At 39.1% G+C, this 24,323-nt stretch carries 22 protein-coding genes; 13 read left to right on the top strand and 9 right to left on the bottom strand.

Annotated elements, in window-relative coordinates; genetic code table 11:
- Positions 1–19: 19 nt before the first annotated feature.
- The 6 genes from hemF to ACHFIY_RS11130 all read left to right on the top strand — a co-directional run bounded on the left by hemF (position 20) and on the right by ACHFIY_RS11130 (position 5,356).
- Complete coding sequence (gene hemF, locus ACHFIY_RS11105; RefSeq protein WP_410846164.1) at positions 20–955, top strand: oxygen-dependent coproporphyrinogen oxidase; 936 nt, start codon at positions 20–22, stop codon at positions 953–955.
- Between the two features lie 254 nt (positions 956–1,209).
- Positions 1,210–1,560 carry a 50S ribosomal protein L19 gene (gene rplS, locus ACHFIY_RS11110; protein WP_410846165.1) on the top strand — a complete coding sequence of 117 codons (351 nt, stop codon included), beginning with the start codon at positions 1,210–1,212 and terminating at the stop codon, positions 1,558–1,560.
- A gap of 91 nt (positions 1,561–1,651) precedes the next feature.
- Complete coding sequence (locus ACHFIY_RS11115; protein ID WP_410846166.1) at positions 1,652–1,855, top strand: Sec-independent protein translocase subunit TatA/TatB; 204 nt, start codon at positions 1,652–1,654, stop codon at positions 1,853–1,855.
- A gap of 106 nt (positions 1,856–1,961) precedes the next feature.
- Positions 1,962–2,828 (top strand): twin-arginine translocase subunit TatC, encoded by an 867-nt coding sequence (gene tatC / locus ACHFIY_RS11120; protein ID WP_410846167.1) that lies wholly within the window; start codon positions 1,962–1,964, stop codon positions 2,826–2,828.
- 109 nt (positions 2,829–2,937) lie between these two features.
- On the top strand, positions 2,938–4,332 hold the full coding sequence (gene gatA, locus ACHFIY_RS11125; RefSeq protein WP_410846168.1) for an Asp-tRNA(Asn)/Glu-tRNA(Gln) amidotransferase subunit GatA: 1,395 nt from the start codon (positions 2,938–2,940) through the stop codon (positions 4,330–4,332).
- A gap of 88 nt (positions 4,333–4,420) precedes the next feature.
- Positions 4,421–5,356, top strand: a complete 936-nt coding sequence (locus ACHFIY_RS11130; protein WP_410846169.1) for a lytic transglycosylase domain-containing protein — start codon at positions 4,421–4,423, stop codon at positions 5,354–5,356.
- A gap of 304 nt (positions 5,357–5,660) precedes the next feature.
- Here ACHFIY_RS11130 and ACHFIY_RS11135 read toward each other — a convergent pair whose 3' ends face one another.
- Positions 5,661–6,818 (bottom strand): putative sulfate/molybdate transporter, encoded by a 1,158-nt coding sequence (locus ACHFIY_RS11135; protein WP_410846170.1) that lies wholly within the window; start codon positions 6,816–6,818, stop codon positions 5,661–5,663.
- 828 nt (positions 6,819–7,646) lie between these two features.
- On the opposite strand from ACHFIY_RS11135, the gene fabG reads away from it, so the two are divergent.
- Both fabG and ACHFIY_RS11145 read left to right on the top strand, forming a co-directional pair.
- Positions 7,647–8,402: a 3-oxoacyl-[acyl-carrier-protein] reductase gene (fabG, locus tag ACHFIY_RS11140; protein ID WP_410846171.1), complete on the top strand. Its 756-nt coding sequence runs from the start codon at positions 7,647–7,649 to the stop codon at positions 8,400–8,402.
- A gap of 447 nt (positions 8,403–8,849) precedes the next feature.
- Complete coding sequence (locus tag ACHFIY_RS11145) at positions 8,850–9,350, top strand: hypothetical protein (RefSeq protein ID WP_410846172.1); 501 nt, start codon at positions 8,850–8,852, stop codon at positions 9,348–9,350.
- A 225-nt stretch (positions 9,351–9,575) separates the two neighbouring features.
- On the opposite strand, the gene ACHFIY_RS11150 is transcribed toward ACHFIY_RS11145, so the two are convergent.
- From ACHFIY_RS11150 to ACHFIY_RS11165, 4 genes are all read right to left on the bottom strand, one after another.
- Positions 9,576–10,538, bottom strand: coding sequence for a transketolase family protein (locus ACHFIY_RS11150; protein ID WP_410846173.1), 963 nt, complete (start codon positions 10,536–10,538; stop codon positions 9,576–9,578).
- Between the two features lie 93 nt (positions 10,539–10,631).
- Positions 10,632–14,075, bottom strand: coding sequence for a trifunctional glycoside hydrolase family 18/polysaccharide deacetylase/glycosyltransferase family 2 protein (locus tag ACHFIY_RS11155; protein ID WP_410846174.1), 3,444 nt, complete (start codon positions 14,073–14,075; stop codon positions 10,632–10,634).
- Positions 14,076–14,183: 108 nt separating this feature from the next.
- Positions 14,184–14,759 carry a nicotinate (nicotinamide) nucleotide adenylyltransferase gene (gene nadD, locus ACHFIY_RS11160; protein ID WP_410846175.1) on the bottom strand — a complete coding sequence of 192 codons (576 nt, stop codon included), beginning with the start codon at positions 14,757–14,759 and terminating at the stop codon, positions 14,184–14,186.
- A 9-nt stretch (positions 14,760–14,768) separates the two neighbouring features.
- A complete protein-coding gene (locus ACHFIY_RS11165; RefSeq protein WP_410846176.1) occupies positions 14,769–14,996 on the bottom strand; it encodes a FeoA family protein in 228 nt (75 codons plus the stop codon).
- Positions 14,997–15,100: 104 nt separating this feature from the next.
- Between ACHFIY_RS11165 and ybeY the strand changes: the two genes are divergently transcribed.
- Complete coding sequence (gene ybeY, locus ACHFIY_RS11170; protein WP_410846177.1) at positions 15,101–15,529, top strand: rRNA maturation RNase YbeY; 429 nt, start codon at positions 15,101–15,103, stop codon at positions 15,527–15,529.
- Between the two features lie 221 nt (positions 15,530–15,750).
- Positions 15,751–17,619, top strand: coding sequence for a tRNA uridine-5-carboxymethylaminomethyl(34) synthesis enzyme MnmG (mnmG, locus tag ACHFIY_RS11175; RefSeq protein WP_410846178.1), 1,869 nt, complete (start codon positions 15,751–15,753; stop codon positions 17,617–17,619).
- 60 nt (positions 17,620–17,679) lie between these two features.
- Here mnmG and ACHFIY_RS11180 read toward each other — a convergent pair whose 3' ends face one another.
- From ACHFIY_RS11180 to nadA, 3 genes are read right to left on the bottom strand one after another with little or no spacing between them, the layout of a single operon-like run.
- Positions 17,680–18,198 carry a hypothetical protein gene (locus ACHFIY_RS11180; RefSeq protein WP_410846179.1) on the bottom strand — a complete coding sequence of 173 codons (519 nt, stop codon included), beginning with the start codon at positions 18,196–18,198 and terminating at the stop codon, positions 17,680–17,682.
- On the bottom strand, positions 18,188–18,511 hold the full coding sequence (locus ACHFIY_RS11185) for a hypothetical protein (RefSeq protein ID WP_410846180.1): 324 nt from the start codon (positions 18,509–18,511) through the stop codon (positions 18,188–18,190). Before ACHFIY_RS11185 ends, ACHFIY_RS11180 begins: the two co-directional genes overlap by 11 nt.
- 51 nt (positions 18,512–18,562) lie before the next feature.
- Entirely contained in the window at positions 18,563–19,570 is a 1,008-nt protein-coding gene (gene nadA / locus ACHFIY_RS11190) for a quinolinate synthase NadA (protein WP_410846181.1), read from the bottom strand.
- A gap of 586 nt (positions 19,571–20,156) precedes the next feature.
- Here nadA and ACHFIY_RS11195 point away from each other — a divergent pair.
- The 3 genes from ACHFIY_RS11195 (at position 20,157) to ACHFIY_RS11205 (ending at position 22,851) form a co-directional block, all read left to right on the top strand.
- The gene (locus tag ACHFIY_RS11195) at positions 20,157–20,303 is read left to right on the top strand and encodes a hypothetical protein (RefSeq protein WP_410846182.1); all 147 of its coding nucleotides are present in this window, start codon (positions 20,157–20,159) and stop codon (positions 20,301–20,303) included.
- On the top strand, positions 20,296–20,682 hold the full coding sequence (locus tag ACHFIY_RS11200; protein WP_410846183.1) for a type II toxin-antitoxin system VapC family toxin: 387 nt from the start codon (positions 20,296–20,298) through the stop codon (positions 20,680–20,682). The genes ACHFIY_RS11195 and ACHFIY_RS11200 overlap by 8 nt, the downstream gene beginning before the upstream one ends.
- A gap of 69 nt (positions 20,683–20,751) precedes the next feature.
- Positions 20,752–22,851: a peptidylprolyl isomerase gene (locus ACHFIY_RS11205; RefSeq protein ID WP_410846184.1), complete on the top strand. Its 2,100-nt coding sequence runs from the start codon at positions 20,752–20,754 to the stop codon at positions 22,849–22,851.
- A 155-nt stretch (positions 22,852–23,006) separates the two neighbouring features.
- Here the strand turns inward: ACHFIY_RS11205 and murA are convergent, their stop codons facing one another.
- Entirely contained in the window at positions 23,007–24,311 is a 1,305-nt protein-coding gene (gene murA / locus ACHFIY_RS11210) for a UDP-N-acetylglucosamine 1-carboxyvinyltransferase (RefSeq protein WP_410846185.1), read from the bottom strand.
- Between the last annotated feature and the right edge of the window lie 12 nt (positions 24,312–24,323).

The raw sequence follows: 24,323 nt of genomic DNA on the forward strand, positions 1-24,323 counted from the left end.
ACACTAATTGAAGAATAAAATGCAGAACATTAAACAACAATGGGTTGATTATATACACAGCCTGCAAAACAATATTTGCGCAGCTTTGGAGGAGGCAGATGGTAAAGCCACTTTCGTGGAAGATGAATGGGCAAGGCCAGAAGGCGGGGGGGGCAAAACAAGGGTGATTGCCAATGGCAATGTATTTGAAAAAGGCGGGGTAAACACATCTGCTGTTAGTGGCGTGGTTACAGATGCCATGCGTGCCCAACTAAAATTGCCAAATGAATTTGCCACTCAAAACCTTTCCTGGTTTGCATGTGGGCTAAGTTTGGTGCTACACCCTATGAACCCATTTGTGCCTACAGTGCATTGCAATTACAGGATGTTTGAATTATATAATGAGACAGGGGACGTGATTGACAGGTGGTTTGGTGGCGGAACGGATTTAACGCCTTATTATTTGATGGATGAGGATGCAGTCCATTTCCACCAAACCTATAAAGATGTTTGCGACGGGTTCGATAGCAGCTTTTACCCCTCTTTCAAAAAGCATTGCGACGATTATTTTATCAACTATCACCGCAACAATGAAAGAAGGGGTATAGGTGGTATTTTTTATGACTATCAACGTCCTTCAGAAACAAAAGATGTAAACTTTTGGATGAATTTTGGCATGGCCTGTGGGGATGCATTTACAAAAGCATATATCCCTATTGTAAATGCCAGAAAAACAATTCCTTATACAGATGCACATAAGCACTGGCAGGAAATACGCAGGGGAAGATATACCGAATTTAACCTTGTGCACGACAGGGGCACTTTGTTTGGCCTAAAAACCAATGGAAGGATAGAGAGCATATTAATGAGCCTTCCCCCCACGGTACGGTTTGAATATAATTACCAACCTGTGCCGGGCAGCGAAGAAGATAAATTGTTGCAGGCATGTTTGCACACAAGGGAGTGGCTGGCGTGATATTTTTTGCCACAAAGACGCAAAAACACAAAGCAGCACAAAGAAAAGAAGTTTAAAGGTTATCGAATATAATAAAGCTAATTCATCTTTTTTTCTCCCTTATTTTCTTAGTGTTACTTCGAGCCGTTGTGCCTTTGTGGCTAATTGTAACAATGTTGATAACCTTATTTGTAAATTATATTTATTACCCTTAAAAAAACTTTTGGCAGTATATAATATCTGCGTACATTTGCAGTCCGAAAAAATTTAAAGTTATGAACGAAGCAGTTCAATATATTCACGATCAATTGACAGTTAAGAAAACGCACCCGAAATTTAAAGCGGGCGACAATGTAACTGTAAACTATAAAATTATAGAAGGCGGCAAAGAGCGTATCCAAGGTTTCCGTGGCGATGTAATTAAATTACAAGGCGATGGTGCCACATCTACTTTTACTGTGCGCAAAATTTCTGATGGCGTGGGTGTAGAACGTTTGTTCCCTTTGTTATCACCAAATATTGATTCAATTTTATTGAACAAAGTTGGTAAAGTACGTAGGGCAAAATTGTTCTACTTACGTGAGCGTTTTGGCAAGAGCGCTAGGATCAAGGAAAAACGCATGTAATCCTTAATGTTTTGTTGGAATAACAAAATGAGGTTTATAACTGGTATGCTTATTGTACCTTTATTATCTCAAGCAGTTAAAAATAATTATTATGGGAGATTTATTTAGTGGCCCGCACATGATTCTGATAGCATTGGTAATACTACTAATGTTTGGAGGCAAAAAAGTTCCTGAACTAATGCGTGGTTTAGGCAAGGGCATCCGTGAATTTAAAGATGCAAAGGACAACGTAAGAAGGGAAATAGAAGACCACGTGAATGAACCTGTGGAAAACAATACCCACACTACGAAATAACATTCACACCTAATTATCTATCCGGTAATTAATGTAAACTAATTTTAAAATATAACCTCGCAATTTAATACTGCGAGGTTTTTTTATATGACATATTTTATACCCCGTGATAAAACTACTATTCAGTCTATTTAACCGCAACAGGAATGCAGGCAGCAATTCCGGCAGGGAGATGTCTTTCATCGAGCATTTGGACGAGCTAAGGGGGCACTTGTTCAAGTCGGCGGTGGCTGTTGCATTGGGTGCCATTATCGTTGCCATCTATAATAGCTTTATTACAAAGAAAATACTGCTAGGCCCCCTCCACTCGGATTTCCCTACTTATACATTTTTGTGCAGAGCAAGCCAAAAGCTGCATTTGGGAAACAAGCTTTGCCTCGACCCTGTGCATATTAAAATGCAAAGCAACGCAGTAAGCGGGCAGTTTGGCGTATATTTCAACATCATTTTAATTGGAGGGTTCATCCTTGCTTTCCCCTATGTGTTCTGGCAGTTCTGGAAATTTGTAAAGCCCGCCCTCAACAAAAATGAGTTGAAAAATACCAGGGGGGTTATCTTCTGGGTATCTTTTTTATTTTTTATTGGGATTTTGTTTGGCTATTTTGTGTTGGCTCCCTATACTGTAAACTTCTTTGCCAACTTTACGCTGGATGAAAATATTGAGAATTTATGGACTATCAGCAGTTATTTTAATACAATAGTACCCTTAATTTTGGGAGCAGGGCTGGCTTTCCAATTGCCATTGGTAATGTTTTTCCTTGCAAAAGCAGGCATTGTAAGCGCAGCCTACCTAAAACGTGTAAGGAAATACGCAATACTAATTATCCTGATTGTATCAGCTATCATTACGCCACCAGATATGCTTAGCCAAATTATTTGTGCTATACCTCTGATTATTTTGTATGAAATAAGCATCTTACTTTGCAGGAATGTAGAAAAGAAAGAGAAAGAGGAAAATCCTGAATGGAGTTAGAAGTAAGTCATGAGTGGTAAGTCGTAAGTAATAAGTATCGTTAATTATAAACTTATAAAATAGCATTGTTTTGTTTGAGTTTAGTTCAATAAAAAATTACCATTCTTTTTTGGCTGAAAATGCTGATGGCTGTAGCGTTGCGGTAAAACATTTCCTTGCAAAAATTGAAAAAAAGAAGCACCTGAATGCTTTTCTCGAAGTATATACCGAGGAAGCACTAGAACAAGCGGCCCAATTGGATGCAGACAGGCTTGCAGGAAAGCTTCTAGGAAAACTACACGGCGTGGTAGTTGGCTTAAAAGATGTTATCTGCTACAAAGGGCATAAAATTTCTGCATCTTCCCAAATATTAGAAAACTTCACTTCCATTTATAGTGCCACTGCCACGGAAAAATTATTGGCAGAAGGGGCTATTATTATAGGCCGCCAAAACTGCGATGAGTTTGCGATGGGCAGCAGCAACGAGAACTCGGCCTTTGGTAATGTAAAAAATGCGTTGGACGAAAGCCGTGTGCCGGGCGGTTCTTCTGGAGGCTCTGCAGTTTCTGTGCAAGCTGGGCTTTGTATGGTATCTCTTGGAAGTGACACAGGTGGCTCTGTAAGGCAGCCAGCGGATTTTTGTGGCATTGTGGGTTTAAAGCCTACTTACGGCCGTATCTCCCGTTATGGTTTAATTGCTTATGCGTCTTCCTTCGACCAGATTGGCATTTTTGCTAATAACATAGATGATGCCGCCCTTACGCTGGAAGTAATTGCCGGGGCAGATGATTTTGACAGTACTGTATCTGTAAAAGAAGTGCCAGTCTATACAACAGCAATTGCTAAAAACGCAGCACCCAAACGCTTTGCTTATTTTAAAGAAGTGTTGGAACACGAGGGGCTGGACAAGGAAATTGCCACTACAACCAAAAAATATATAGCAACCTTGCAAGCAGCGGGGCATGTAGTAGATGCGGTTGACTTTAACTTATTAGAGTCTGTTGTGCCTACTTATTATATATTAACTACCGCCGAGGCAAGCAGCAACTTGTCTCGCTTTGATGGCGTGAAGTATGGCCATAGGGCTAAATTAAACAGTACTGATGACCTTACCAGCCTGTACAAAAAAAGCCGCAGCGAAGGTTTTGGCAAAGAAGTACAAAGGCGCATTTTGCTGGGTACATTTGTTTTAAGCTCGGGCTACTACGATGCTTATTTTACCAAGGCACAGCAGGTAAGGCGTTTGCTTTGCGACACTACTAGCGAAATTTTCAAAAAATACGATGCTATTATTTCGCCAACTGTGCCTACAACCGCCTTTAAGGTTGGCGAAAAAAGCGACGACCCTATAGAAATGTACTTGGCAGATATTTACACCGTATTTTCTAACCTAGTGGGCATTCCATCTATTTCTATCCCATTATTTACACATAGCAATGGTATGCCGTTTGGCTTGCAGTTGATGGCCAACCATTTTGATGAAGTAGGGCTGTTGCAAATTTCTAAACAATTGATGGAGGGTTAGAGTTTTATTCATTTTGATGCAATTATTTATCCATTATATTGATAGAATAGGCAAACAGTTCTTTGTTTGTCTATTGTTATTTCTAATATTGAATAATAGCAATGCCCAGCCTATTATAGATACCTCTGCTTCCAGCAAAATTGGGTTTAAAAGCCTTTTTGCAAACGATAAGTACAACCCAGAAAAGCCTTATTTCTCCCAGCTTAGCCCAAAGGCTGTGCCTTTTGTGGAGGACTATATCCGCAAACAAGGCAGGGAACTGAATAAAATGAAAGAATGGGGCAGGCCTTATTTTGATGTGTACGACAATATCCTTTCCCAATATGGCGTGCCTGTAGAAATGAAATATTTAAGCGTGATAGAAAGTCATTTGCAAAGCAGGCTCACTTCCTGGGCAGGAGCTGTGGGTCCATGGCAATTAATGGATTATGAGGCCAAACGTTATGGCCTGCGGGTTGGTGCCATAGACGACCGAATGGATTACTACAAAAGCACCCAAGCAGCAGCAAAGCTGCTGAAAGAACTATATGGTCAGTTTGGCGATTGGCTGTTGGTGGTGGCGGCTTATAATGGCGGTGCTGGCAGGGTGAAGCAAGCCATAAGGCTTAGCGGCAGCAGGAATTTCTGGGATTTGCAAAACTACCTGAAAGAAGAAACCCGCACGCATGTAAAGAAATTTATTGGCACGCATTATATTTTTGAAGGTGGCGGAGGCCAAACAACCATGACAGCAGCCGAGCTGAACGATTTTAAAGCCAATACCATCACTGCCAACAATACAGCCCTTGCAGATACTAGCATGGGTACCCTTACAATTGCTGGGCGCTACAAATCAAATGTAATTGCCCAAAACCTAAATATCCCATTGCCGATGTTTAATAAATGGAACACTGGATTAGACAAAGCCCTTGCCAATGGCGATACTTTTGCCATGCGGCTGCCCAAGGAACAAATCCTATTGTTTGAAAGCAAGAAATATGATTTGTTGCAAGAGAGTATCAGGTTGTTGCTGGAGGGGAAGTGAAATATTAACGTTGTAAAAACTATTGAAAATCCGATTGTGCTAAAGTAAAAATAAGAATATACTATAAGCCTTCTCCCCTTTTATAAAGAGAAAGAAAATGATAAATGGAGCTTGATGTATCATTTTTACAGGTTGATAAAAGAAATCGAGCCAGAAATTGTGTCATGGAATATTTTAGCCAAATTACTTATACTTAGTATCAGATAAAAATATGCAATCGGTACAGCACATTACCCATTTTTTTTCTGAAACTGGACTAGGGCTTTGCCTTTAAGGGCAAGTAATTCTGGCTGTAAAAATATTTTTACACCTTTCCAATCTTGCTCAATGTTTCTATTTTAAGGGGCAAATAATAAAGCAGAGTACCTACAATAATGGATACAGCAAACCCATACGGAAGCCCAAAAGCCATGATGCCGACCAATACTGTAATTACAAAGTTTTTTCTGTCGCCCATGATGTCCCTAACCAACAGGATTAACGAAAGCCCTTCAAAAATGAGTATAACGCCCAACACTGGCAGCGGAAATACCTTGATAATATTCTCGAAGCTATGCCCAAAAAATACGCCTAGGATAATATAAAAGAGACCATACATAATAACGGAACCGCCTGTACGCCCACCAAAAGTGTAATGCCCTACCATACCCCCAGCCCCATGGCAACAAGGTATGCCGCTAAAAAACGGCATAATCAGATTCATGAAGGAATAAGTAAGTCCTATTTTCTTTACGCTAAGCTCCTCCCTTTCTGGGAAAAAATCGTGCGACACCTGCTTGGTTGCCATGATAGAGTTGCCAAGCGACAAAGGTATTTGGGGCAATGCCAACAAAACAAACCCTTTTGAAACATCATCGATTGTTGGCAAGTGGAATTGTGGGATATTGATACTAACGGAGTTAAATATGGTTTGAAAATCTGTCTTAAAAACAAAAGCATATAACACCCCTAATAATATGACTAAGATAGCTACTGGGTATTTTTTATTGTCTATAAAAAATAATATCAATACAAAAGCAATAAATGCCAGTATATAGCCCAATGTTTTATCGGCGGGCAAATATTCCTTGCAGGAAAGCATACACAAGCTGATGCCAAGCCCCATTTGTATGCCCCGGATAACGGTTTTAGGTACAATCTTAGTGAGCTTATCCAAAAGCCCCGTGAGAGAAAGCAGAAACATCACCAAGCCTATTGCAAGCCCTGCGCCCAGTAATATATTGCCCGCTATTTTTTGTGTAATAACAATGGTTGCCATTGCCTTTAATGGCTGCACGGGCATGGGCATCCTGTAAATGAGGCCTGTGGCTATTTGCAGGATGCCAAACATAATCAATACGCTGGGTGTGTGCAGCTTTGCGGCTATTATCATGGCAACAATCAATGGGAAATCGGTGCCAATATCCCCGAATGCACCAGACAATTCACTGCGGTTAAATTTTATTTTCTTTGTTTCTTCCATTTGTGTTAGACTTTTTTGGGCTAATTTTTTTAGGTGCTGGTGAGTGCCGACCAGCATTTAATATAACCTTATTTGAAGACATAGTGAAACTTGTATAACCCATTTTCAGGGGCGTTGCCCCTTGGTTTTTGCTGGCTTTTGACACCCTGAATTTATTTTTTAGGCATTTCTGCATCATAACTCATTGAAATACAGTACTTTTTTGTTTTATAAGATGCTTATTTTGCGCTTACTTTGTGCTTATTTTTTGAGTGTTTTGTGCTTATTTTGTGCGTGATTTCCGCAAAAAAGTGAGTACTTTATTCGTGTTTTGTGAGTACGGATATAGTTCATAATGACGTTTTATTGTATGTGAAAAATGAACCCTTAGGAGCAACGAACAATGGCTATCGCAACCGCAGGGATTGAAACCGGACTTTACAATTGAGCCTTTCATAACGAAGTCAACTACAAAATTCGGGATGAACCAACGAAAACATGGGGGCATATACTACAAAAATGGGATTGATTTATGAAACGTGCAAAAGGACAATCCTATATGGGGGAAATATGCCCCCATGAATGCCCTAAAATGCCCCCATGATGGGGGAAAACCTGAATTAAAATGACAGATATATACTCACTAGCACTTCAAAAAAAGAAATAGTTTTTTTTCAGAACGATGCCCTATTCAAAAATAGGTAAAAGGGAGTGAAAAACTATGTTTTCTTAATTTTTACTAGCTTAAAACGATGTATCCTAAATGCCTATGTGGCGAAATAATACCTTGTTAGTAACCAAAAAACAGTACAGTGCCTTATATTTGACTGCTTTATAATTATAACTCGTATGAAATTATTAGAAAACAAAGTAGCCATTATTACTGGTGCAGCGCGTGGCATTGGCGAAGCAATTACCCTTAAACTGGCAGAACAAGGTGCTGCCATTGCCTTTACTTATGTTAGTGATAGCAGTGCCGAGAAAGCGGCCGCTTTAGAAGCCAAGCTATTGGCTTTGGGCGTAAAAGCAAAAGCCTATAAAAGCAATGCGGGCGATTTTGCACAGTCAGAAATTTTTGTGGCAGACGTGCTGAAGGAATTTGGCAACATAGATGTTTGCGTAAACAATGCCGGCATTAGCAAAGACAACCTTTTGCTGCGCATGACAGAGCAACAATGGGACGATGTGATGGACATTAACCTGAAAAGCGTATTCAACATCACCAAGCACGTAATTAAGCCTATGATGAAGGCTAAAACAGGCTCTATCATCAATATGAGCTCTATTATAGGCATCAGGGGCAACGCTGGGCAAAGCAGCTATGCTGCTAGCAAAGCAGGTATTATCGGCTTTACAAAGTCTATTGCTGCTGAACTAGGCAGCCGAAACATACGTTGCAACGCAATAGCCCCTGGTTTTGTAGAAACCGACATGACACACTATTTGCAAGATGGGGCAGGGGCTGCCGACTTTTTAAAGAAAATACCACTTGGCCGCTTTGGCAAAGCCGAAGAGATAGCCAATACTACTTTGTTTTTGGCCAGCGATTTAAGCAGCTATATCACAGGGCAGGTTATAAGTGCCTGTGGTGGGTTGAATATTTAATTTTTTGCCACTAAGGCACTAAGACACAAAGAAGCACAAAGTATTTTAAGGGATAAGAAAAGAAGAAAAAAGATTATTTTCTTTCTTTTCTTATCCCTTTTTAGTGCTTTTTCGATCATTCATGGCTTTGTGCAAAAAATACCTGAATAGCAACCTTTACTGAATCAGCCCTTTTCTTTGTATAAAAACCTTTTATGCCAAAATTAAAATGGGCTTTAGCATTTTATTAAGATACAGCCCGAAACACTTTACTGTAAAAGGTTTCAGCCGATATTAACTTTCCAATTACTAATAAATAAACAGTTTTTTAAAAAAATTTTGCCCTTGCGTGTAACTAAAATTACCGACCTCCGTTTACCCTATATACGCATATTTTTCGGCCGGGAAATAAAAGTAAAAAACAACAGCGATTATGCTGTATTTAATAAAATTTTAATTTAAAACACAATGAAACACAATACATTATCTCAAAAAACAAACACAATAAACAAACAATTAGTAATGGCTTTTTTTGTAGCCATGATGCTTATCGGTACTGCTTTTACCAAGGCAAATGCCGCCACTACTACTACTGTCAATTCAAATGCAGTAGCCCTTTTTAAAGAGGCATATAAAAACGTAAGTAAAGTAACTTGGAAAACAACCAAGCTGTTTTCAAAAGCAAGTTTTGTGCAAGATGGCGTAGCAATGGAAGTATTCTACAACAATAATGATGGCTCGTTAATAGCTACAAGCAAATCTATCAGCTTTACTACTTTGCCAGCCGCAGCTATCAAATACATCAGCAAAAACTACGCAGCTCCTAATTATACTTTGAAAAGCTGCATAGAATATACTAATAGCGACAATGAAACGAGCTATTATGTGTCTGTGGAAGGAACAAAAGCCACTAAAGTGCTGGAAGTAAGCAACAATGGTTCTGTATCGGTTTTTAAAACAATTAAGTAGTATTAAGTATTATTGTGGGGATGGGCCACAAATGCTCGAAAACACTAAGGGGCGCAAAGTAAAAAGTGAAAGAAGAAAAGGTTTTGTAATCTTTTCTTCTTTCACTTTTTTTATTTTAGGACTTTTTTTGGAACACGAAAATTTATTAGTAACAAAAGTCAAAGGGAGTAGTTCTTTCTGTATTTTTCTTTGTGTTACTTAAATCCTTGATGCGGCAAGTTTAACCTATTTCCTGCCTATCACCTTTTCTACTGCAGCAACAATATCTGGAGAATCCAAGCCATATTTTTTCAATAGCTCATTAGGCGTGCCGCTTTCACCAAAAGTATCTTTTGTACCCACATACTCAATAGGTATAGGAAAGTTTTTAGCAGCTACTTGTGCTATACTGTCGCCCAAGCCGCCCAAAATATTGTGTTCCTCGCAAGTAACAGCACATTTTGTTTTTTTGATAGAGGCAATAATTGCTTCCGTGTCTAATGGCTTAATGGTATGTATGTTAATCAATTCTACACTTATACCTTTTGCTTCCAAAATTTTACCAGCTTCAATAGCTTTCCACACCAAATGGCCGCAAGCAAAAATAGTTACATCAGTGCCTTCGCTTAGTTGCTGGGCTTTTCCAATCACAAAATCGCTGCCATCTTCCTTGGTAAAGTTTGGCCATTTTGGCCTTCCAAAACGTAAGTAAACAGGCCCATCGTAGCTTGCTATGCGTTTAGTAGCTACTTTGGTTTGGTTAAAGTCGCAAGGCACAATAACAGTCATGCCAGGCAGCATTTTCATTAACCCTATATCTTCCAGTATCTGGTGCGTGGCACCATCTTCACCCAATGTTAAACCTGCGTGTGAAGAACAAATTTTTACATTTTTATTGCTGTATGCAACGCTTTGGCGTATTTGATCATATACACGCCCAGTGCTGAAGTTGGCAAAAGTAGTTGTATAAGGTATTTTGCCGCCAATAGTTAAACCCGCAGCTACGCCTATCATATTTGCCTCGGCAATGCCGCATTGCACAAAACGCTCTGGTATATCCTTAATAAACGGCCCTAGTTTAAAAGAACCTGCAAGATCGGCAGTAAGCACTACTACTTTTTCATTCTCTTTTCCTATTTCGTATATGCCTTCCCCAAAACCTGCGCGGGTTTCTTTTTCGTTCAGCACCTGTATGTCCGTTACTTTCATTGGTTCAACTTATTATCGGTTAAAAAATTTAATGCAAATTAAAGAAATTATAGGCTAGGCACTACTATTTTGTTATTGATTTATACAACCTATTTAAGGTTTATTTACTACTGTATCCAAAAAATCAATGTCTTTTACATTGCCTGTCCTTTTTAGCACGCCCCAGTTTTGCAGCTCGCCTTTTAATGCCCGGCGCATAGACCTGTAAAGTACGAGCAGCATTAACCACCTGTAAATAAACCTTTGCGGTATCAGCCATATTAGTTTTACTGGGTTTTCTTTATCGAATAAAAAGGAAATAGCTGCTATAATGGCATCAATAACCGTAAATAGTACATAATACCATAATATCTTGCTTGCATTGTCTGTAAACAAACCAAAAATCATTAATACGTCTGCAATAGGGGAGAAGAGGGGTACTATATATTTAAAAATTAATATATCTGGAAGGGCTATCCATCCGAGTGATTTATTTTTGCTGCTGAACAATTGGTCTGTGTGTTTCCAAAAGGTTTGCATCACGCCAAAACTCCAGCGGTAACGCTGCTTCATAAATTGTTTCAGGCTTTCTGGCACTTCGGTATAGGCAACGGCTTTTGGCTCGTTGGTAACAATATACCCGGCACGCAAAATACGGATAGTAAGGTCGCAGTCTTCGGCAAGGGTGTCTGTCGTAAACCCACCTGCATCCACGATAGCCTGTTTTTTAAACGCTCCTATAGCCCCTGGCACTACTGTTATGGCATTGGCATAAGCAAAACCTTTCCTGTCAAAATTTTGGCTGGTGATGTATTCAATATTCTGCCATTTCGTTAAAATATTCACCTCATTGCCAACTTTTACCACACCTGCCACAGCCCCGATTTCTTCTTTTGGATTAGGGTTCATTAAAAAATGCTTCATCATTAAATGCACCGCATTTGGAGCAAGCTTGGTATCAGCATCTATGCATACCACATAAGCAGCACTGGTTTTGTCAATACCAAAATTCAAGGCAGATGCTTTGCCACCATTTACTTTGGTAAATAATTTGATGATAGGGTGGCCACTGAATACATTTTGTACTATTTGCCAGGTTGCATCTTTGCTACCGTCATCAATAAAAATGATATTGTAATTCGGATAGTCACACTTCAACAAATTGGTCAATGAGCTTATTACATTCACTTCTTCGTTATAAGCTGGCACAATGATAGAGACAAGCGGGTAACTATCCACCAATTCATTATAAATAATATGCCTTTCCTTTTTCCTTTGCAGGAACGAAAGGAAACCGAGTATCAGCAACCTTATGGCACTCATAGCCATGAATACCAAAAACAAAGCAAAGAAGAAATGGCTGCTGATATATACTGCCTCTGCCCAGAAATAATTTATTTTGAGCTTAAAATAATCTTTCCCATCTACAAAAGGCATTACATCGTCTCTTTTCTTGCCTAATAAATCTGCAACTGTAGTAAATGTATAACCCCTTGACTCAAAATAACGGATAAGCATCCCAGTGGCTAATACCGTTTGGCTTCTGTCGCCCCCTCCATCGTGCAGCAATATAATGGTGCTGCTATCCCCATTCCTGGTATGCTCGGCGTGCGAGTTTACTACCCTGTTAAAAATAGTATCTGCCGTGTAATCTTTTACTTCCCCCCGTTGCCAGTCTTCTGGGTCTAGACTTTCACCGACGGTAATATAGTTCCTCGTCCGGCTAAGTGCCACAGGCACGAGCTCTTCATTTTTTTCAGGCTCGCTGTCCGCATTAAAAGGAGCCCTGAACATTGTAGTGCTGCGCCCAGTAAGCGCCTCAATCAAAAGCTGCGTTGCGTCCATTTCCAGCAAAGCTCTTTCTTTACTCACCTTGCTCATGTCTGGGTGGGTAAATGTGTGGTTGCCAATTTCATGGCCATCTTTCAAAATCCTTTTTACTAGTGGTATGTTGTTTTCAGCTTCTAAGCCTATCAGGAAAAAAGTAGCAGGTACATGGTAATAAGCCAGCGTGTCTAATATCTCCTTTGTGTATTTAGGGTCTGGGCCATCATCGTACGTCAGTACCAGCTTTGGTTTGTTTGTTTTCCCAAATTTCTTTACCACATAAGTAGAGGGCAGCACATCATAGTTTTCTTCTGTTATCAACATGCTGGGTTTATCTACCTCCACAGTAATATGCCCGTCTTTTGGCGAAGCCAGTACATCTAATATTTCCCCTTCTCCAATATAATCCACGGCATTGCTTCCAGTTACTTTGCTAAATTCCGAAAAATTGAATTTCTGTAACGCAGACCTATTCATCGGAAGGTTATAAAAATCCCATATCCTGTTATCTTCCGATCCAAGCCGCCATAAGGAAGTGCCCGCCAAACCATATTCAGTAGAAAACCTAAGTGTATTGAAATTGGTAGCTGCATCTACAAAATGCACATTATGTATGGAGTCTTTGTCATCATAGTACTGATAGCTTAGGTTGTAACTGTCATCATCAAAGTCAATAACTGCATCACTCTCCCTTGCAGTTACCAAAGCTTGCTGGTAAGTAAGCAATTTGACTGTATCTCTTTTATCCCAACCCCAATCGTACCCTTGGGCTGCTAAGCTCAATATAATTTTGTTGGGCGGGATATTCTTTGCAAATTTATCTACTACCGCTTCTATCCATTTTTGCCCACAAATAGGCCCAGGCTTTGTTGATTCACCATGCTCGTCAAAGGCCATTAAAAAAAAGTAATCGTTTGTTTTATTCTCTGTAGTAAAATCGTTGTAGGCTACATGTGGGTATATTTTCTCCGTAACAAGAAAATTTTGTGCATGCAATTGTTTATACAAACTTTTTTTAAATGCGTTTAAAGCGACTTTATTTGGGTTTACCTCGTCAAAATCTATGTTTACCCCAACAAACTTAAATTTTGCGAGTGTTTTTATAATATCTGCTATCAACTTTTCCCGTTTTATAGGGTCATTGATAACACGCCTAAAAGCATCTGTAGTTGGTTGTGTATTAATACTATTGGAGAGCATGGGCATCATTTGAACCTGAGCCCTTTTGATAACATCATAGTCTCTTTTTTCTATATTAACTATTAATGTATCTGCATTTGGGTCAATAAAAAACCATTCAGGTATTACTAAGTTCAACTTAGACACATTTTTTTTTAGCGACAAATGAGCTTGCAAATCCCAATTCATATAAAATGCTGCACGGATACCTAGGCTGTCGTTAAACAAACTAGATGAAGACAAGTTTAAGGCAGTATCATTTTGCCCTTGCCCTCTACCCACTGCCCATTGTCCACTTATATATTTGCTAAACCCCCTGAATTTCTTGCCAATTTCACTTTCACGATAGGCAGGTATATTACCAGATAATACTTTTTTAATAGCCCTTGATTCCAAAGGAATCTTGCTTTCAGACGTTGCTATACTCCTAAGCGTAATGGTGATAACAACAATCACAATTACAACAATAAGGGCAATAATCCTTAACCCCCATTTAAGCCTTTGCCAACGAGTAGGGTTGTTTGTTTGAAAAATTTGTGCTGAATGAGGCATACCTAATATAATACTATAAGGTACAAAGATGCACTGTAATTACGTTATTTACTGGTTAAATAGCAACCTAAAAACTAAAAAGCAGAATAAATAATTAGATTTTTCCAATTATTTATAATATCCATTCTCTATAATTTCATGGTTCACTATGTCAGAAACAAGGTACTGAATACTTTTCCCATCCTTTATCCGGCTTCGGATAGCAGTGGCAGATATTTCCAGCAAAGGGGCATCTAGTATTTTCAAACCTTTTTTTACGTTTATCGAATTATTGACAGAAAATCCCGGCCTGTTATAAACAATAAAAGGATAATTGGCGAGTAATATTTGAGCGTTTTTCCAGTTATTTATATTTAAAAAACTGTCACTGCCCATTACTATGTTAAAGTCATGCAACGGGTATTTTTCTTGAAGGTAAATTAGGGTATCGATAGTATAAGAGGGTTTTGGTAGCTTAAATTCCACATCCGATGCTTTTAGCAACTTATTGCCCTCGACAGCCTTTTGCACTAGGTGCAAGCGGTGGTATTCGTTCAGTAAATGATGCGAAGGTTTTAATGGGTTTTGCGGGCTTATTACCAGCCACACTTGGTCTACATCAGTAAAATTAGCTACATGGTTAGCAATAATTAAGTGGCCAATATGGATAGGATTGAAAGAACCGAAGTACAAACCAATTTTCATGTGGCTAATTTAGGCTTCTTCCTCCAAAAAAATACTGTTTGCCTCGCTCAAACGCAGGCTTAAATTATATCCTGCTACAGATATAGAAATAGGGTCGCCCAAGGGTGCTACTTGTATTACTTTCACTATCTCTCCTGGCACGCAGCCCATTTCCATTAGCTTTATAAAAATATCATCTTTCTCAAATGAATGTATTATTGCTTTATGCCCCACCCTTAACTCACTTAGCCTTTTCATTATCACTTATTAAACAGCTAAAATATACTGTACTGCAAAAGTAAATTGACTAGCTGCCATTTTGTTACGAATTTTGGAGTAACCTTTGCATTAACAGATATTATATGCCAATCGTTAAATTCAATTATGCAGACAGGAAGCTATCTTTTCCTGATAAAACCAAGCTTAAAAACTTCATTGCAGCCTTATTTACCAAGGAAGGAAAGGAATTAGATAGTATCAATTATATATTTTGTTCCGACGATTACTTGCTACAAATAAATAACAACCATCTAAACCACGATTATTATACTGATATTATCACTTTTTCCTTACAAGAAAAGGGCGAACCTATAATAGGGGAGGTGTATATTAGTTTAGATAGAATAAAGGATAACGCCATTATACAAGGCACAAATCTTATTAATGAAACACTAAGGGTAATATTTCATGGATGCTTACACCTCTGTGGTTATAAAGACAAAACTAAAAAGGATATTAAAGCAATGAGAGGTAAAGAAGATTTTTATATTACTCAATATATTTCCTTGTAATATTGTTCCACGTGGAACATAATATACTCTAACGATACATATCTAGCCTTTAATTTTTAATTTCTTAAATATTTTCAATTTAAAATCACTAGTGTTCCACGTGGAACACTGTCTTTTTACCTGTTTATTTTTATCCTTTTCTTCGTGCAACTTTGAGCCTTTGTGCCTTCGTGGTAAAAGCCAACTACAATAATTATCTTTGCACACTAATTTACAAATAAATGTTTTCAGAATACGATGTAATAGTAGTGGGTGCAGGACATGCGGGTAGTGAAGCCGCAGCCGCAGCCGCTAATATGGGCAGCAAGGTTTTACTAATAACAATGAATATGCAAACTATTGGACAAATGAGCTGCAACCCAGCAATGGGTGGTATAGCAAAAGGTCAGATAGTGCGTGAAATAGATGCAATGGGTGGCTACAGCGGCATAGTAACCGATAAAACCATGATACAATTCAGGATGCTCAATAAAAGTAAAGGTCCAGCCATGTGGAGTCCTAGAGCGCAAAACGATAGGATGCAGTTTGCAACTACATGGAGGGAGATGCTGGAACAAACACCTAATGTGGACTTCTATCAGGATATGGTTAGTTCTATTATCATAGAAAATGGTAAAGCTTGTGGTGTAGTTACTGGACTAGGTAATACTATCCGTTCTAAAAGTGTTGTTGTAACAAGTGGTACTTTCTTAAATGGCATTATCCATATAGGTGAAAAGCAATTAGGTGGGGGCAGGGTAGGGGAGAAAGCCGCTACGGGTATTACAGAGCAATTAGTTGCTTATGGTTTTGATAGCGACCGCTTGAAGACTGGCACACCACCAAGGGTAGATAGCCGTAGCCTTGATTACTCCAAGATGGAAGAACAAAAAGGCGATGATTTTATCACAGGCTTTTCTTATTTAGACATAGACCGCATTAAGCCTGACCAACAAAGGAGCTGCCACATAACCTATACCAATACAAATGTACACGAAATATTAAAGACAGGTTTTGATCGTAGCCCTATGTACCAGGGTAGGATTGAAGGCCGTGGTCCAAGATACTGCCCTAGCATAGAGGATAAAATAAACAGGTTTGCAGAAAGGGACAGGCATCAGTTGTTTGTAGAACCAGAAGGTTGGAACACAGTGGAGATATATGTAAATGGCTTTTCTACCTCATTGCCAGAAGATGTTCAGGTAAAAGCTTTACGAACCGTACCAGGTTTTGAGAACTGTAAGTTCTTTAGGCCAGGCTATGCAATAGAGTATGATTACTTTCCACCTACACAGTTGACCAATACGTTGGAAACTAAGCTTATCCAGAACCTATTCTTTGCTGGGCAAATAAATGGGACTACGGGGTATGAAGAAGCTGCTTGTCAGGGTTTAATGGCTGGTATTAATGCACACAGAAAATCTCACCATTTAGAACAATTGGTATTGAGCAGGAGCGAAGCCTATATTGGTGTACTGATAGATGACCTCATAAATAAAGGCACAGACGAACCTTACCGCATGTTTACCAGCCGTGCAGAATACAGGACATTGCTAAGGCAAGACAATGCAGATATACGCCTGACTGAATTAAGCTATAACCTTGGCCTAGCCAAACAAGAACGTTTGGATAAAGTACTGGCCAAGAAGAAAGGGGTGAATGAAATTAAAAAAATAATGGCTGGGTTTAATGTTGAGGCAGATGATATTAACCCATACTTTGAAACTATACAATCTTCACCCATTGATGAAAAACAAAAGGCTAGTAAAATAATCCTGCGGCCTAATGTAGAGCTGGGTAATATGTTGGCCTATGTTCCTACTTTATCTACAGCTTTAGCCGAGTATGATACAGACACAGTAGAACAAGCCGAAATACAAATAAAGTACGAACAGTACATTAAACGCGAAGAAGAACTAGTACAAAAGATGAGCCACCTGGAAAACATGGTTATACCAGATAGTTTTAATTTTGATAAGCTAAATGCTATCTCCAATGAAGCTTTACAAAAGTTCAAAAAAATACGCCCAAAAACATTGGGGCAAGCAAGTAGGATAAGCGGGGTTAATCCTAGTGATATTCAGATATTGATGGTGTTTATGGGGAGGTAGTATTCATATTAGTCAATTTTGAAAGTTTTTTAAACCTTTAAAATTGACTAAATACTTATCCTATTTATAGATCTCATCTGAAATTAAATGAGTTTGCGGAAAAATTGATATACTATCTGTTGTACTTAGCTTTACATAGTCATTAATTGTATTTTCTGTAAGTGTTCCAAAAAACCAATTTTTTATTAATTCTAAAGAGACATCCGCACTATTACGTGTAAGAAAAAGAGAAATAACCAATTCTTGCACTTCAATCCCGTCACCAGATGAAGTTATTGCTATGTTAACCTTATCTATCCAAGCATCAATAAGTTTTATCTCATTGAAGTTTTTTATTTCCATAGGATCCTCTTGAATTATTCGTAGTGCTTTACTTTTTGTAGTATCATAATAACTAAATATAGGATTTCCATCATAAAAACTAAAGCCTAATTCATTTTTATTTTTTATAAATTGAGATTTGGCTGAAATTTTTTCTTGCAAAATTTTCTTTAATTTTTTGCTCCAAAATCCAACATTAAGGTTATAAATATTTTTTTTAATTAAAAATTGATTATAAAGCAATATATCATTTTCCATTTTCGGCATTTTTTAATGTTACAAAAGCGATACCAGAATTTACTTCTATATCTATTCTTATTGCTCTATTTTGCAAATCATTCGAGAAACTTTTCTTTAATGGCCCTACACCTTCAAAAGGGCATTTCATCACAAAATTCCTCGCCTTTCCTAATGCTAATATACGCTGATCTAATTCATTTGGGCTAAGTTGTAATGTTAAATCTCTAAGCAAATCTAAAGCAGTCCCTTTAAAAAGAGTATCGTCTGTTGCCCATGGCGATGATTTTTCTAAGCCATTACCTTGAGCCTGAAACCTCCCTCTATTTTTCATAATTACATTAAAATTATATTAACTATGTTATACTGATTACTATTAATTTTTCTACCCTATTAACCCCGCCTTTCTACTTATCTCTAACATCCTAACAATTGGCTTCTTTGCGGCTATACGCAGGTTCTCATCCATGGTAATTTCTGGTAATTCGTATTTCATGCACAAATAAAGCTTTTCTAGCGTGTTTAATTTCATGTAAGGACAATCATTGCAAGCGCAATTATTAGTCGGTGGTGCAGGTATAAAGGTCTTATTTGGGGCATCCTTCTGCATTTGGTGCAGTATACCTGTCTCCGTAGCCACAATAAAGGTATTTGCAGGGGATGTAGCGGTGTATTTAAGTATCTGTGTGGTACTTCCAATAAAATCAGCTATCCGCAACACAGCTTCCTCACATTCGGGGTGTGCCACTACTTCCGCTTCCGGGTGGCGTATCTTTAGTTTGATTATTTTCTCCAGGCTAAATATCTCATGCACCATACAAGCACCGTTCCATAGCAGCATATTCCTGCCAGTCTTTTTATTTAGGTAGCCGCCTAAGTTTTTGTCTGGGGCAAAGATTATCTTTTGCTCCTTAGGTAAACTCTCTATAATCTTCTCTGCATTGCTGCTGGTACAGATAATATCGCTCAATGCTTTTATCTCCGATGTGCAGTTGATGTAGGATATCACTAAATGGTCGCTATGCTTCTCTTTAAAGGCTTTAAACAAGTCTGCCGGGGCAGAATCAGCCAAAGAGCAACCTGCCTTTAAATCGGGCAGCAGTACCTTTTTTGAGGGATTGAGTATTTTGGCTGTTTCGGCCATGAAGTGCACACCCGCAAATACAATCATATCTGCATTGGTGCTTTGCGCTTTTTGCGCCAGCCCAAGGCTATCGCCTATATAGTCTGCCACGTCTTGTATATCCGACTCCTGGTAATAGTGCGCCAGCACAATGGCATTTTTTTCTTTCTTCAATTTTTCAATCTCCGCAAACAAATCAATCTGTGCATCTACTTCCAGATTCAGGTATCCGTTTTGTTCCAGTTGTTCCGTGGCTTTGCTAATGTTCATAACTCAGGTAATAATTAAATAATAATAAGGTATTTATATAACCAACTACTACTATTACGGGTGTGGATATCGGGATAACTTACTTATCCCCAGTGTGCGAAGGTAATTATCTATCGGTTATCCACGTCAATCCACATTGTTGCTGTATGATGTATTCCTTTTGTAGCAAGCATTGTGATGGCTTTTTAACAATGGTGTATTTATTTGAGCAGTTTGTACACATAACTAACTTAACAATTTATTAATATTGGCTTAACATGGATAAATAAGCATAACCTTTTGCCCCTTAACTTTTTTTGCCACAGTTCCAAATCTGTTTACACAGCAAATGTCCCCGTTGCAAAAGTAAAAAAGTAGGGTTATACACTGCTTTTATGGTTTATCAACAAGCACTTTGTGGAATAAAATAATTTGCCATTTTTGTAATTGGTGTTATTAAAAAACAGGGTAAAAATAGAAAGTGTAAAACTCAATTGTAAAGGTCAGCCACAGAATCATTTATTGCAATTATAAAGCATATATGCTTAACAAATTTTTTTTCAAACTTTAAGCTACCTTAATATATTTTTACACAAAATTTAAAAACATGGCTGCAATACAAAAAAAAGCCGCTCCTACTCCATCCATTGTTAAAAAGCCAATAATTAAAAAGGCAAAACCAGAACCAGGAAGATTAGAAGCATTGAAAATAGCGGCTGCAATAGCAAAAAAACACGATTATAGGTATGGCTAAAAAAAAAGTAGTGGTAGATACCAATGTATTAATAGCCTTATTTAGAAATAGGAAAGATGTATTTGATTTTGCTGTAGAACAAAACATCGATAAAATTTATATTACCTATCCTACCTACATCGAATTTCTAGCGGGTGCCAAAAAAATAGACAAGCGTTGGTCAAAAAATTTCCTAGATAGTTTTTCGTTATTAACAGCCTCTACCAAAAGTGATATAGTCGGGAAAACATTGTGTATGCAGCAGCAAATTTCTGGTAAGGGAAAGTGTACCGATTTGCTAATAGCCTCTATTTGTATTGCTAATAAAAAGCAATTAGTAACCAGTAACTTTGACGATTTTAATTTCAAAGGGCTATCCACTATAAAATACACACCTTAGCTAATTTTTTTGCACATTTATTCCCCTATTTTTGCCATCCTAAAAAATTTTATTAATCTATATTGTATTATGTCTGTTATTCAAAGAATTCGTGATAAAGGTGCCTTGATTATGTTCGGGCTTATTGCATTGGCGTTAATTTCCTTTATACTGCAAGACCGTGCATTGGGTGGTTCAAGAGGTGGGTTGTTTTCCAACACCACCACGCTGGGTAAAATAAATGGTGTAGTGATAGAACGTGCCGATTTTGAAAGCAGGCTATCGCTAACAGAAAAAATGTATGGGCAGCAAGCTGGCCCTAGGGAGCAATTGGTGGGCAATGTATGGAACCAAGAGGTTGACCGTATTGTGAACGAGCAAGAGTACGATAAACTTGGCTTGACAGTTGGCAACAATGAATTGAGCGAGATATTGTTCAACCCGCAAACATCCCCTTTGAAAAGGGAGTTTACAGACGAAGCTACTGGCCAGTTCAACGTGGAAAAAGCAAAGCAGATTATTGCACAAATTAAAAAAAGCAAAAATGCCGAGCAAATTGAAATGATAAACGAGGCTTACCTAAAGCCAGCTATCCAGCAAAAATTGCGCAGCAAGTACAATGATCTGTTGCAAAAAGCAGTGTACACTCCAAAATGGCTGGTAGAAAAAACACAAGCAGACAACAACGCTGTTGCTTCTATATCTTATGTGTCTGTGCCTTATGGCAGTATCGTTGACTCTACAGTTAAAGTATCTGATGATGATATTTTGGATTATGCCAAAAAGCACCACAAAGAATTTGACAAAGACGATGAAACCCGTAGCATCAACTATATAGCATTTGATGCCACACCTAATGGTTCCGATAGTACTAACACGACCAACCAAGTTCTGGCTTTGAAAAATGATTTTGCCGCAGCAACAGATGCAAAAGCTTACTTAGGTAAAGTAGGTACAGAAATACCTTTTAAAGAAAGCTATTTTTCTAAAGCTAAATTAGAATCTTCTAAAAAAGACACGCTTGTTAAGCTAGGAGCAGGCCAAACATTTGGTCCTTACTACGAAGGAAACAATGTAGTAATTGCAAAAGTAATGGGTACAAAACAATGGCCTGATAGCGCAAAAGTCCGCCACATTTTAATTGCCACCACCGATGGCCGCAGCGGTCAACAGGTAAAAGAAGACACTATTGCCAAGAAACAAGCAGATAGTATAGAAACTGCCATAAAAGGGGGTGCCAATTTCGAGCAGCTTTGTTTAAAATATTCCGACGATCCGGGCAGTAAAAACAAAGGCGGGGTGTACGACTTTTTCCCTCAAGGGCAAATGGTACCTCCTTTCAACGAGTTTGCTTTCGACAAGCCTGTTGGCAGCAAAGGCGTTGTAAAAACCGATTTCGGCTACCACTATATAGAAGTATTGGGGCAAAAAAATCCGCAAACTGCTTACCAAGTAGCATTTTTGGCTAAGCCAGTTCTTGCCAGTCCTGAAACAGTTTCAGCGGCCAGCACGGCAGCAGCACAGTTTTCTGCAACCAGCAAATCGAAAGAGCAATTTGACGACAATGCTAAAAAACTGAATAAAACAGCAATACCTTCTGGCGAAATAAAAGAAAACGATGCCAACGTAGGCGGCTTAGGCCAATCACGCACTTTGGTAAAATGGGTGTACGAACACAGCGCAGGCGATATTTCTGAGCCGTTTGAAGTAGGCGATAAATATGTAGTGGCTATTGTTAGCACAGTTAGCAAGCCAGGTTTGCCGCCAGCATCTGTACTGCGCCCACAAGTAGAAGCCATTGTGCGCAACCAGAAAAAAGCAAAACAAATAATAGAAAGCAAGTTCACGGCCACTACGCTAGAAGCACTTTCAAAAAGTACAGGCTCTGCGGTTTTAAAAGCAGACAGTTTGTTGTTTAGCAATTCATTCATACCCGGTGCAGGCATGGAACCAAAAGTGGTAGGTGCAGCTTTCAACAAATCATTAAAAGGTATTGTTAGCACGCCAATAGCAGGTGCATCTGGCGTATATGTTATCCGTGTAGAAAACATAGGTGCAAAATCTAGCACTACCGATTTAGAAGCTGTTAAGCAAAGCTTGGTGCAAAGCCAACGCTCTGCTTTCTACCGCAGTGGCGAAGCCCTCCGCAAAGCTGCCGTAATAAAAGACTACAGGAGCAAATTCTATTAATAGATAGATAGTTTATCTAAATAAAAAGAGGCTGCCACAAAAGGGCAGCCTCTTTTTATTTGTAAAATAGCACAGATTTAAAATATTTCTTCTTCTTTTTTCTTTGTGCCACTTTGAGCCTTCGAGCCTATGTGGCGAAAAAAGCAAAAAAACATTTATTTCCGCACAATATCTGCCCCTAATTCCCTCAACCTTGTGTCGATATTTTGATAGCCACGATCTATCTGGTCAATATTTTGGATAGTGCTTTTGCCTTCTGCACTCAATGCAGCAATCAGCAATGCCTGCCCTGCCCTGATGTCCGGGCTGCTCATCGTAATGCCCCTTAGCGAGTGGCTCCTGCCCAACCCTATAACGGTAGCACGGTGCGGATCGCACAGGATAATCTGTGCGCCCATGTCTATCAGTTTATCTACAAAAAACAACCTGCTCTCAAACATTTTTTGGTGTATCAGCACGCTGCCCTTTGCCTGCGTAGCTACTACCAGCATGATGCTGATTAAATCTGGCGTGAAGCCAGGCCATGGATGGTCATAAATGGTAAGTATACCGCCATCTAGGTAAGTAGTTACCTCGTAACTGTCTTGTGCAGGCACATAAATATCGTCTCCCTTTATTTGGAATTGGATGCCCATTTGGGCAAACTTGTCAGGTATCATTCCTAAGTGCTGTATGCCCGCCCCTTTAATGGTTATTTCGCTCTGCGTCATGGCGGCAAGGCCAATAAAACTGCCCACTTCTATCATGTCTGGCAGCATGGTGTGCGTGGTGCCAGACAGCTTGTAAACGCCCTCTATTACCAGCATGTTACTGCCTATCCCACTTATCCTAGCACCCATCCGCACCAGCATGTGGCAAAGCTGTTGCAAGTATGGCTCGCAGGCCGCATTGTAAATAGTGGTAGTTCCTTCGGCCAGTACGGCCGCCATCACTATGTTTGCCGTGCCTGTTACAGAAGGCTCGTCCAGCAGCATATAAGCCCCATGCAATTGCGGGGCAGAAAGTTGAAAAAAATGCAGGTCGTCATTATAAGTAAATGTTGCGCCTAGTTTTTCAAATCCTATAATATGCGTGTCTAACCTCCTGCGGCCAATTTTATCGCCGCCCGGCTTGGGTATATATGCTTTTTTAAACCTAGCCAGCATGGGCCCTGCCAACAAAACAGACCCCCTTAGCTTGCCGCCCTTGCTTCGGAAAGCATCGGATGTAAAATAATCTGTGTCAACCTCGTCTGCAGTGAAAGTGCAAGTATGCCTGTTTGCCCTGTATGTTTTTACGCCCATGCCTTCCAACAGTTCTATCAGCAAGTTTACATCCACAATGTCTGGTATATTGTGGATGGTAACAGGCTCTGCCGTTAGCAGCACTGCACTGATTATTTGGAGCGCCTCGTTTTTAGCGCCTTGCGGCACAATTTCCCCTTTTAATTTGTTTCCCCCGTTTACAATAAATGAAGCCATGTAATTAATTGA

The sequence above is a fragment of the Parasediminibacterium schistidii genome (assembly GCF_046546515.1).
Lineage (GTDB): Bacteria > Bacteroidota > Bacteroidia > Chitinophagales > Chitinophagaceae > Parasediminibacterium.